The organism is Sinorhizobium medicae, assembly GCF_007827695.1.
Taxonomy (GTDB): domain Bacteria; phylum Pseudomonadota; class Alphaproteobacteria; order Rhizobiales; family Rhizobiaceae; genus Sinorhizobium; species Sinorhizobium medicae.
In genome coordinates this window covers 1-9,570 of record NZ_VITA01000051.1, presented here as the reverse complement: position 1 = coordinate 9,570, position 9,570 = coordinate 1, and the positions used below count along the sequence as shown (strand labels likewise).

General features: G+C 60.8%; 9 protein-coding genes and 1 pseudogene. 1 reads left to right on the top strand and 9 read right to left on the bottom strand.

All coding sequences use genetic code 11. The annotated features are described in order from the left end of the window. Positions 1 to 107: 107 nt before the first annotated feature. From FB009_RS34055 to nirK, 9 genes and pseudogenes are all read right to left on the bottom strand, one after another. Positions 108 to 521, bottom strand: a complete 414-nt coding sequence (locus tag FB009_RS34055) for a transposase (protein ID WP_375714210.1) — start codon at positions 519 to 521, stop codon at positions 108 to 110. Positions 522 to 600: 79 nt separating this feature from the next. Beyond that, positions 601 to 1,023 carry an IS110 family transposase gene (locus FB009_RS34050; protein WP_018009715.1) on the bottom strand — a complete coding sequence of 141 codons (423 nt, stop codon included), beginning with the start codon at positions 1,021 to 1,023 and terminating at the stop codon, positions 601 to 603. A gap of 213 nt (positions 1,024 to 1,236) precedes the next feature. After that, positions 1,237 to 1,356 (bottom strand): annotated as a pseudogene (locus tag FB009_RS33605) (transcriptional regulator); the annotation flags it as partial. A 97-nt stretch (positions 1,357 to 1,453) separates the two neighbouring features. Beyond that, a complete protein-coding gene (fixJ, locus tag FB009_RS32295; protein ID WP_011970952.1) occupies positions 1,454 to 2,068 on the bottom strand; it encodes a response regulator FixJ in 615 nt (204 codons plus the stop codon). Beyond that, a complete protein-coding gene (fixL, locus tag FB009_RS32290) occupies positions 2,061 to 3,578 on the bottom strand; it encodes a PAS domain-containing sensor histidine kinase (RefSeq protein ID WP_024312331.1) in 1,518 nt (505 codons plus the stop codon). Before fixL ends, fixJ begins: the two co-directional genes overlap by 8 nt. A 346-nt stretch (positions 3,579 to 3,924) precedes the next feature. Further along, a complete protein-coding gene (locus tag FB009_RS32285) occupies positions 3,925 to 4,368 on the bottom strand; it encodes a pseudoazurin (RefSeq protein ID WP_011970954.1) in 444 nt (147 codons plus the stop codon). A gap of 109 nt (positions 4,369 to 4,477) precedes the next feature. Beyond that, entirely contained in the window at positions 4,478 to 5,173 is a 696-nt protein-coding gene (locus FB009_RS32280) for a Crp/Fnr family transcriptional regulator (RefSeq protein WP_011970955.1), read from the bottom strand. A 144-nt stretch (positions 5,174 to 5,317) separates the two neighbouring features. Next, on the bottom strand, positions 5,318 to 6,232 hold the full coding sequence (locus FB009_RS32275; RefSeq protein ID WP_024324378.1) for an SUMF1/EgtB/PvdO family nonheme iron enzyme: 915 nt from the start codon (positions 6,230 to 6,232) through the stop codon (positions 5,318 to 5,320). A 102-nt stretch (positions 6,233 to 6,334) separates the two neighbouring features. Next, entirely contained in the window at positions 6,335 to 7,465 is a 1,131-nt protein-coding gene (gene nirK, locus FB009_RS32270; RefSeq protein WP_011970957.1) for a copper-containing nitrite reductase, read from the bottom strand. A gap of 244 nt (positions 7,466 to 7,709) precedes the next feature. Here nirK and FB009_RS32265 point away from each other — a divergent pair, with 244 nt between their 5' ends. After that, entirely contained in the window at positions 7,710 to 8,921 is a 1,212-nt protein-coding gene (locus FB009_RS32265) for an NnrS family protein (RefSeq protein WP_011970958.1), read from the top strand. The last annotated feature ends 649 nt before the right edge of the window (positions 8,922 to 9,570 follow it).

The following is a 9,570-nucleotide window of genomic DNA, read 5'->3' as shown; positions in this document are numbered from 1 at the left end:
GCGATCCAAGATTCTTAAACAATTGCGTGGCGGCCACGGTCTCTGACTTCAACATCTCATCGTCGAGAATCGTGCAGAGCGCTTCCCCGCTAGAGTATCCGTGTTGGTCAAGGCAAGGACGGCTCCCATTTTCTGCCTTGCGTGAGCAGCGCGTTTGCCAGAACGATGAGTTTTCGCACGATCGCTGTGATGGCAACCTTTGGTGCTTTTCCGGCGGCCTTTAGCTGGTCGTATTTTGCCTTGAGATCGGGATTGAAGCGCATGGCGACGAGTGCCGGCATGTATAGGGCCCGCCGGACATTGGCCCGGCCGCCGCGGATGAAGGCGCGGCCGGGCCATGCGCCGGACTGCCGTGCGACGCGTGCCAGGCCTGCGAGCGAGGCTGCCTGCCCTTGATCGAGTGTGCCGAGTTCCGGCATGTCGATCAGGAGCGCGAAGGCAGTGACTGCAGACAGGCCCGGGATCGGGACAAGGATGTCGAAGCGGCCTGCAAGGTCCGGATCGTTCTTAATGAGCAGCATAATCTCTTTTCGATCGCGATCATCTGACGCTCGATCTGCCTGAGTTGCTCGGTGTTGTGTCGCTTGAGGATGGCCAAGGTTAGGTTTTTGCTCTGTTTCTGGCCGCAGTACGGTTCTTGACCAGCGCCTCGCGGGTCATGTGCAAATCCTTGAGATCGTTGAGGATGGCGCTTCGTACCGGCCGTGCTTCGAGTTCGAGGAGTGCTCCCATGCGCGCAAGCATTGCGGCGTCCATCCGGTCGGTCTTGGCCAGTTTGCCCGTGGCTTCAGCAAAGCGCCGCGCCTGACGCGGATTGACCTTGACGAGTGCTGCGCCCCGCCACGTCCAGCCGGCGTTCGAAGGCCCGGTGCAAGCCATGGATGGTCTCGGTTTGACCGAGCCAACCCTGAAAGCTCTGTGGCCGACTGTGTCGTTGGTAAAGCGACGCTTCGCGCCGTTGCTCATCCGGTGAGCGTCGAGCTGGTCTTTCGAGATATCGTCGCCGATGGTATCCTTCATCATCTTTCGCTTGTCCTCTGCTTGTCATCCGGAGCCAAACTCCGGGTATCCGTTCAGGACCAAAGAGAAAGACGAGGGCGATCCGACTCTAGCTCGACCCCATCAAACGGTCTGCGCTTCAACGATCCGACCCTCGCCGCTGAGGGAGGGCGGCAACCCTCTCGCAGCGGTTCATCCTTCGCCTGTTCGGCAGCAAAAGTCATAAGACAAGGCTTAAGCCTTCTGCACGGTGTCGTAGGATTCGGTGGAGTATCCTTCGACTTCCAGCGCGAATGCGACGGACCGCCGGAGGCCTTGGTCCGCTGCAACGACGATAATGGTTTTCGCATCCAACAATTTGAGTCCCGCGCAATCCGGCGGGCGCATGCCCGCAATGAGCTGCCAATAAGCCGTTTGGGCAAGGCGCCGCATTGCGCGAGATCAACTCGGCAGATCAGGAAGGACCGAAACCTGAGGCCAGAGCCATTCGCACGAGATGGGGAAGGCTCTTCGCCTTCATCTTGGCCATCACATTGGCGCGGTGTACCTCGACGGTGCGTGGGCTGATGTCCAGGTCGTAGGCGATTGACTTGTTGGGAAGGCCCGCGACAACTGCCGAGAGCACCTGGCGTTCTCTCTCGCTCAGCGTCTGGAGCCTGGCTCGGATATCGTTGGCTTCGTCCACATCGGCTTCCGCAGCCACCAGATCTTCAGACGCCCTCTCGATGGCCTCAATGATCACGGTATCCTCGAAAGGCTTCTCTATGAAGTCCACCGCCCCCGCCTTCATGGCTTCCACCGCCATGGGCACGTCGCCGTGCCCGGTAATCACGATTGACGGTATATTGATCTTGCGATCGCCGAGATTGCGCAGAAGCTCTACGCCGGACATGTCCGGCATTCTCAGGTCCGTCACGAGAACCCCGTTTCTGACGTCCGGCGCGAAAGCCAGAAAGGCCTCGGCCGATTGATGCATTTTCACGGCGAATCCGTTCATTGTCAGCATGAATGCCAGCGACTTCCTGACCGGCTCTTCGTCATCAACAATGTGCACCGTATAATCAGTCATTTGCAACGATCCGTTCTTCTAGATAGGCGGGAAGCGTGAACCGGAAAGTGGCCCCGCCGGCTGCATTTTTCGAGACAGTCATCTCACCGCCATGCGCCTCGACGATCCGCTTCGAAATGGACAGTCCGATGCCCATTCCGCTTGCCTTGGTCGTGACGAACGGCTTGAAGAGCTGACCGGCGACTTCTTCCGGAATGCCTCCGCCGGAGTCTTCAACGACGACTGCTATCTCGCCCGGATCGGCCGGCATCGTGCGGATCGTCAGCTCCCGGCGGTCGACGTGGCGCATCGCCTCGATCGCGTTGCGCATCAGATTGATGAGGACCTGCTGCACCTGGATCCGGTCGACCATTACCATTTCGGCATCGGGCAGATACTCGAATACGGTGCGGACGCCCTGCTCGCGCGAACCGACCAGAGCCAGGGCCGCAGACTCCCCGACCAGCTTGCGAATGTCTTCCGGAGCCTTCTCCGTCTCGCCGTTGGTGACGAATTCCCTCAGATGTTTGATGATCTGGCCGGCCCGCAGCGACTGGCTCGCCACCTCTTCGAGCGCCTCTCGCATTCGCGTAGCGACGGCGTCGTCCATGTCACGCAACAGCCTCGTACAGCCATGCGAATAGTTGGCGATCGCCGACAACGGCTGGTTCAGTTCGTGGGCAAGCGTCGAAGCCATTTCGCCCATCTCGTTTAGGCGGGCAAGGCGCGCCAGTTCATCCTGTATCTGCTCGAGCCGTGCGGCAGACTCCTCCCGCTCCGTAAGGTCTCTGATGAAGCCTGTGAAGAACCTCTCGCCGCCCGAGCGCATCTCCCCCACGGCGAGCTTCATCGGAAACGTCGATCCATCCTTCCGCTGCCCCGAGACAACGCGATCGATACCGATGATGCGCTTTTCCCCGGTTGCCATGTAGCGCTGCAGATATCCGTCGTGTTCGTGGCGGTAGGGTTCCGGCATCAATATGCGCAGGTTCTGGCCGATGACCTCCTCCTCAGCGTATCCGAACTGCCGGACGGCCGCGGCGTTGAAGGATACGATTGTGCCGTCGGTAGCGCTGACCACTGTGGCATCCGGAACAGTATCCAGTATGGATCTCAGATGCGCGTCGCGGGCTCTTACGACACCCTCGGTCCGGTCGATGGCGCGTCTTGCCGCCTGAAGCACTTCTCCCAGAGCCACGATCAGGAGCAGTGTCGAGCCGAAGGCGATCAGCTCGCCGATTGTCGGCTCGAACGGGTTCTCTATCCAACGAAGAGATGATGCTGCAAGAAGCGAAAGCCCTGCTGCGAAGGTGATCGGTTTCAGCCCGCCGACCATCGCGACCACGAGAACGGCAGGGGTAAGCGACAAGAGCAGAAAGCTGTCGCCGAAGAGTTCCCGAAATGCGAGTCTAATGGCAAGAATGTTTAAGACAGCTACAGTCCCGAGAACATAGGCCGAGATCCCGTCGCCTCGCCACCGGACGAGCTTCTGCCCGAGCCTCGTCCTCTCAACAACGCTTTCTGCATGCATTCCGTTATCCACCGGAGACGATGATGTATTACTGCTGCACCCAGCGTCGGATACGGCCCACCGCATCTCGGCTATCCCATAGACCATGGAGATGCAATGGTGCAAATCGTCCCGTTCGAGGCCCCGCGGTGCGCGACCATTCCTCGCTTCGACGCGCTCTTGCCTCTAATATTGATCCCGTCACCGCATATACGCCCCTTGAAGAAGGCGGCGTCAACTCGGTCGCGATGGTGAAGATGCAGGTATATTTCGTACGACTAAATTAACGAGAACGGCACTAAACAAACCCGGCGCAGACAGGAGTGTGCTGCGCCGGGTCCGTTACTCGTTTGGCGTGCTGTCGATGCTATTGGAGGGCCACCGCGAGTGCCGCGTCGAGGCGCTCCCGTGCCTTCTTGGGCAGCTTCACTGCCTTTACCTTTTCGACATTGGCGGGCGCATCACCGACCACGACTGCTCCGACCATGCCCATGCCGACGTGCGGCGTGCATTTCACGCCGTAGACTCCTGGCACGTCGAAACTCACCTTGTAGGTCTCGTTCATCTTGCTTTTGAAGGCCGAGGCCCCGTCGGGTATCATGTCCTTTATCGTCTCGACGTTATGTCCCTTGTCAGTCGGAACAAACGTGACGCTGTCGCCGGGGTTGACTTTGACGAATGCCGGCTCGAAGACCATCGCTCCCTCGGCGCCCTTGTTTAGCATGCGGACCTCGAAATCGGCGGCGAATGCTGTACCGGTGAAGGCGGCAAGAACTGCGGCGACTGCCATGCTCTTTGCGATTATGCGCACTTGAAATTCTCCTTGGTTTCAGAACCCTGTTCGGTTCTTGCGGCAAGGAGATAGAATAGAAAGAGCACCTCCTCTTTGATGCTTGTCAAATAGCCACCGAAAAATCCGTCTAGTCGCGCCCGCCTTCCGCGAGGGCCGCCAAGCCCGGCAGGTCGCAGATGATGAGCTTCTGACGACCGCCCTCGACCAGTCCCTTCTGCTCCCAGGCGCTGAGAATGCGCGACACCGTGTGCAGTGTGGTTCCCGTCATTTCAGCGATGTCCTGGCGGGAGATTGGAAAATCGATGCGGACGCCGCCTTTTTCCTGCTTGCCCGCCTGCCGCGAAAGGCGCAGCACCGCATGCGCGACGCGCCTCTCGACTTCCTGGGTCGACATCTCGCGAATGCGCGTGTGCGCCTCTTCGAGGCGCTGGCCGATCGTCTGCATGGTGCTGACGGCCAGATGCGGATTCTGCTCGACGAACTGTGGCCAGAGATCCGTAGGCCAGGAAAGAGCGAGGCTTTCCGTGGCGGCGGTCGCTGTACCGGGATAATCCGAACGCTGCAGCGCCCTTGCAAATCCAAAAAGGTCACCCGGATGGACGACGCGCACGATGATTTGCTGACCATCCTCGGTGACTTGGGTCACCTTCAGCCGCCCATGCAGGAGCAGGAAGAAGCTGGTGGCTGTCTGACCCTGCTCGAAAACAGCATCGCCTTGCGGCACGCGTCTTGCCGTTGCGTGGTTCAGCAATCTGTCCAGATCTGCGTCGCTCATCCTGGCAAACAGGGCAAGCGACCGTATGACACTCCGGTCGATCTTCATTCCGTTTTCCTACTGCAGGATCCCTTAATCGGAACCAACGCGGCCGTGATCTCACTATCATGGCGGAAGGAGGGAAAACAGCGGAGTATTGGCGGCGTGACAGAATGCGGTTGTCGTGAGTGGTTGAAAAGCGTGCAAGGCATCTCAGACGTCGAGGCCCTTCTCACGGAGCCTCAGCAGCAAGAGTGCATACCACCGCTTATCCTTCACCAGGCGGAAGCCCACGTTGTCCGGTGGCGCGCCGACTGCGCAGCCGCCCCCCTTAGGGTTGCGGACAAAGGAACTGAGCGCGGCCCGATGCTTGCCGGTTGCGATGTAGATGCCGCAGGATGAGTCGTCGCTGGTAACGTTGCCTGTGCGGTCGAGGGTGACACGCCTAACGCAGGTCGTGGTCCATTCCCACACATTGCCGGCAAAGTCGGCGAGGCCCGTCTCGCTCTCGCCGAAATGTCCGAGCCGCTGCGGTTCCGGCTCGCGGGACGCCTTGCGCGCCGTTTCGCGGTAGTAGTCGGCTAGCCACCGCACGGCTGGATTGGACCCGTCGTCCTCGACGCCGAGCGCGTCGTCGGGAAAACGACTGCCGGCCGCAAAGGCAAGCTGCTCATCCGTCGGCAGCACCCAGGTTTCGCCGGTTCGTCGGCTGAGCCAGGCGGCATAGGCTTGCGCATCGTCGAAGCTGACGCCCGTTGCCGGCGTGCTTGCAGGATCTCGGGGTACGTGCTCGGGTTCGGCCGGCGGGCATGCCTTTTCCGCGACGCAGCGCGCGTAGTCGGCGGCGGTCACTTGGTATTTCATGATGACGAGCGGCGCGCTCACGCGCACCGTCTCCACCGGCCCGTCGACGGCATAGCCGTTCTTGAAGAACTCCCCGGCGACGCGGTACCGGAAATCTCGCGGGACGACGGTCACGACAGCCGGCGCGTCGAGGGCGCTGCCCGACGGAGCCCTGCCCAGCAGCCCTGTCTCAATTGCGAAAAGCCCCGCGAGAACCAAAAGGAGCGCGGAGGGTATTGCAAGCGAGAGGGGAGCGACTTCTCTGCTTCTGGAAAGTGCGGCCATGGCGGCCTCCTAGCGGCAATCCCTACCATGCTGGTTCGCCGAGGGATCCAACGGCGAGTCGGCCGGTCGCTCCGAAGCAGGCATCGGAGCGACCGGTTTCATTCAGGTGCCCGAAGGAGCACGAACTGAGGTCATCAAGTCATCGTTCCACTCGCCGGTGACGGCGAAATGGGCGGCGGCGCCAAGCTCGAACGCCTCGATAAGGTTGTGGTTGACGTAGGCATAGATTCCGGGCTGCTCGAAGGTGTAAAAGGCAGCGCCCGCCGTGCCGCCGGGTATGAACCAGGTCTCCTGATCGACGTCCGGAGGGTTGCGGAATTTACCGGTAGCCCAGACATAATCGCCATGACCGCCGATCAGATGCGGGCGGGTGTCGCGGTTTGCCTGAGAGTGGACGATCAGCACCTTTTCGCCGACAGTCGCCTTGAGTGCGTTGTCGCCGGTGAGCGCCCCCACTGCGCCGTTGAAGACGATGTGGGTCGGGGTCAGCGTGCGCATCACTTCGAGCGTGTCGGCATAAGCATCCCCGGCGCTTTCATACTTCTTGAAGTTGCCGTTTGCGTCGCGCGGCACATAGAAGTCCTGCTCGCCGACATAGTAGACCTTGTCATAGGTGATTGGCTTGCCTTTGCCGTCGGTCAGTCCTTCGCGCGGCAGCACCATAATCGCGCCGTTCATCCCGGAAGTGACGTGCCACGGAACCATGCCGGGAGGTGCGCAGTGGTAGACGAAGACGCCCGCCTTGGTCGCCTTGAAGCGCAGCACCGTGGTATCGCCCGGATTGACGACCGTCAGCGCGCCGCCCCCCAGGGCGCCGGTCGCCGAGTGGAAGTCGATATTGTGCTGCAGCGTGTTCGTATCCGGATTGATCAGCGTCAACTCGACATAGTCGTCCTGGTGCACGACCATCAGCGGACCGGGTACCGAGCCGTTGAAGGTCATGGCATGGAGCTCCGTACCTCGCTCGTCGATGACGATCTTCTTCTCCTCAATCGTCAGCGTGAACTCGACGACCTTCGGGCCGCCTTCCGCCTTCTGCGTATGCGCGTGGACGAAGGGCGGTTTCACCAGGTCAATCTTGACACGGGGCAGCGATGCGACGTCGACGTGGGTGATCTGGCCGACCGCTTCTTCCGCATGCGCAGCCACAGCGCCGATCAGCGGCGTCACGGCACCTGCGATCGCGGCGCCTGCCAGCATGCTGCGCCGTGTCATCTGGAATTGCTCAGACATGGAACCTCTCCTTGCGAAGACGGAGCGAATATCGCCCGGTCATGCTCATCCTAGGGTGGTAGCTGGCGGGCTCTTTGAGGTGGAGCAAACAGTCAAATTGCCCTGGTGCGACATTTTGGCTTGCAGGGGCGACAACTCCGTATGGCGTTGCCGCAGTACTCACCTGCCCTGTCTTTGCCAATTGTCAAAGAAGACCTTGCGCAACTCCGGTAGTCAGAGGCGACCAGATATCAGGAGTTGAAGCATGAATGGATCAAAGGTGGCCAAGCGGGAAGGCTACGTGCCGCGGGGCCTCGCCCGCACGGGCCCGGTGCTCTTTTCGTACGGGTTCAGGCCCTTCTTCCTGGGCGCCGCTGTTTGGGCGGTCGTCGCCATGACCCTCTGGATCGCGGCCCTCGCAGGTCATCTCGAAGTCGCCGGCAGCTATGGGGCTCACGCCTGGCATGCGCACGAGATGCTGTTCGGCTTCGCCCCGGCTGTCCTTGCCGGCTTCTTGCTGACCGCGGTACCGAATTGGACAGGCCGCCTCCCCGTCTCCGGCTGGCCGCTCGCCGCACTGTTCGCGCTGTGGCTGGCGGGACGCGCGGCGTTGCTTTCCCCGGATGTGATCGGCATCCCGCCCGCAGCGGCGATAGACGGCCTCTTCCTCCCGGCGCTGCTCTTGATCTGCGCCCGCGAGGTGATCGCCGGCCGCAAGTGGAAGGATCTGAAGGTGTTGGGCAGTCTCCTCGCGTTGTCGCTCGCCAATGCCTGCTTTCATTTCGCCGTGGTCATGGGAGACCATCCTCATATCGCAATGCGCCTCGGTATTTCCGCCTATGTGGCTCTCGTCACCATCATCGGCGGTCGGATCTTGCCGAGCTTCACCCGCAACTGGCTGAATCGTGCCGGTCGGGCCGAATTTCCGGTCCCCTACAACCACTTCGACACAGTCGCCATTCTCGCAGGCATCGCAGCGCTTGGCGCATGGACGCTTGTTCCCGACCATCCGGTCACGGCGGTGGCGGCTTTCGCCGCCTCACTGCTGCACACCGTCCGGCTCGCCCGCTGGCGCGGTTGGCGCACCTGGCCTGAAATGCTGCTCATCATACTGCACGTCGCCTATGCGTTCGTTCCCCTGGGATTCGCCGCAATCGGCATCGGCGCGCTCGGCTTCGTCGAGGAACATTCCGTCATGCATGTGCTCACGGTGGGCGCCATCGCCGCGATGATGCTAGCGGTCATGACCCGCGCCAGCCGCGGCCACACGGGTTATGCGCTTACCGCATCGCGATTGACGGCCGCTTCCTATGCCGCGATCGTGGTGTCGGCACTGTTGCGCCCGCTGGCGGAAATATTTCCCTCCGTTGCAGCGAGCCTCTATGCCGTCTCCGGAAGCGCGTGGATCCTGGCCTTCGCGCTGTTCTGCGCTGAGTATGGACCGATCCTGGTGCGCAAGCGGCGGGCAGTACAGTAGAGCCCCGGCTTTCAAACAACGGCCCCGCAGCGAAGAGCATCACGAACTCGCCCGCTAGACAGCGGGCGCTTTTCGAGGAGAATGTCGCACCAAGCAGCCCATAGGTTCACTCGCGAAAGTGCGGCGGGGGTTTCGCAAGATCGAGTATTTAGTCATAACTCAGACTCGCCACCCGGATCGTGATCGAACGTCCAGCTTCAACGAACGCGCAACCATTTTGTAGAAGCCATTCTAGACTGTTCGGAAGGTCCAGTTCGCAATAGACCTCCCGTCGGGTGCGGCTTGCAAAAAATCACTGGAGTATTATCGACAGCGTGATCATCGGTGCTCGGGTCGAACCACCGCCTTGCCTCCCGGACTTGCGAGCGACGTGATTTGGGGTGCGATTTCGAGCGCTCGAAGTTCCTCCTTCAATCGAGCGATGTCGAACACGCAATGCAGCTCGTCAAACTTCCGACAGGTTGCACCCTTGCTCCTTACGCAGGGAATTCTTCGAGTGTCCTCAGCTGGCGAGCACGGAACTAGTCATCTGAATCCGAAATTCGTGTCATAAGTCCTGGACTTTCTGGCAGAAACGTTTGACGGAGGCCAGGATGTCGTGTGCGGATTTCGTCCACCTGTAAGGCTTCGGGTTCTGATTATGGCGTTC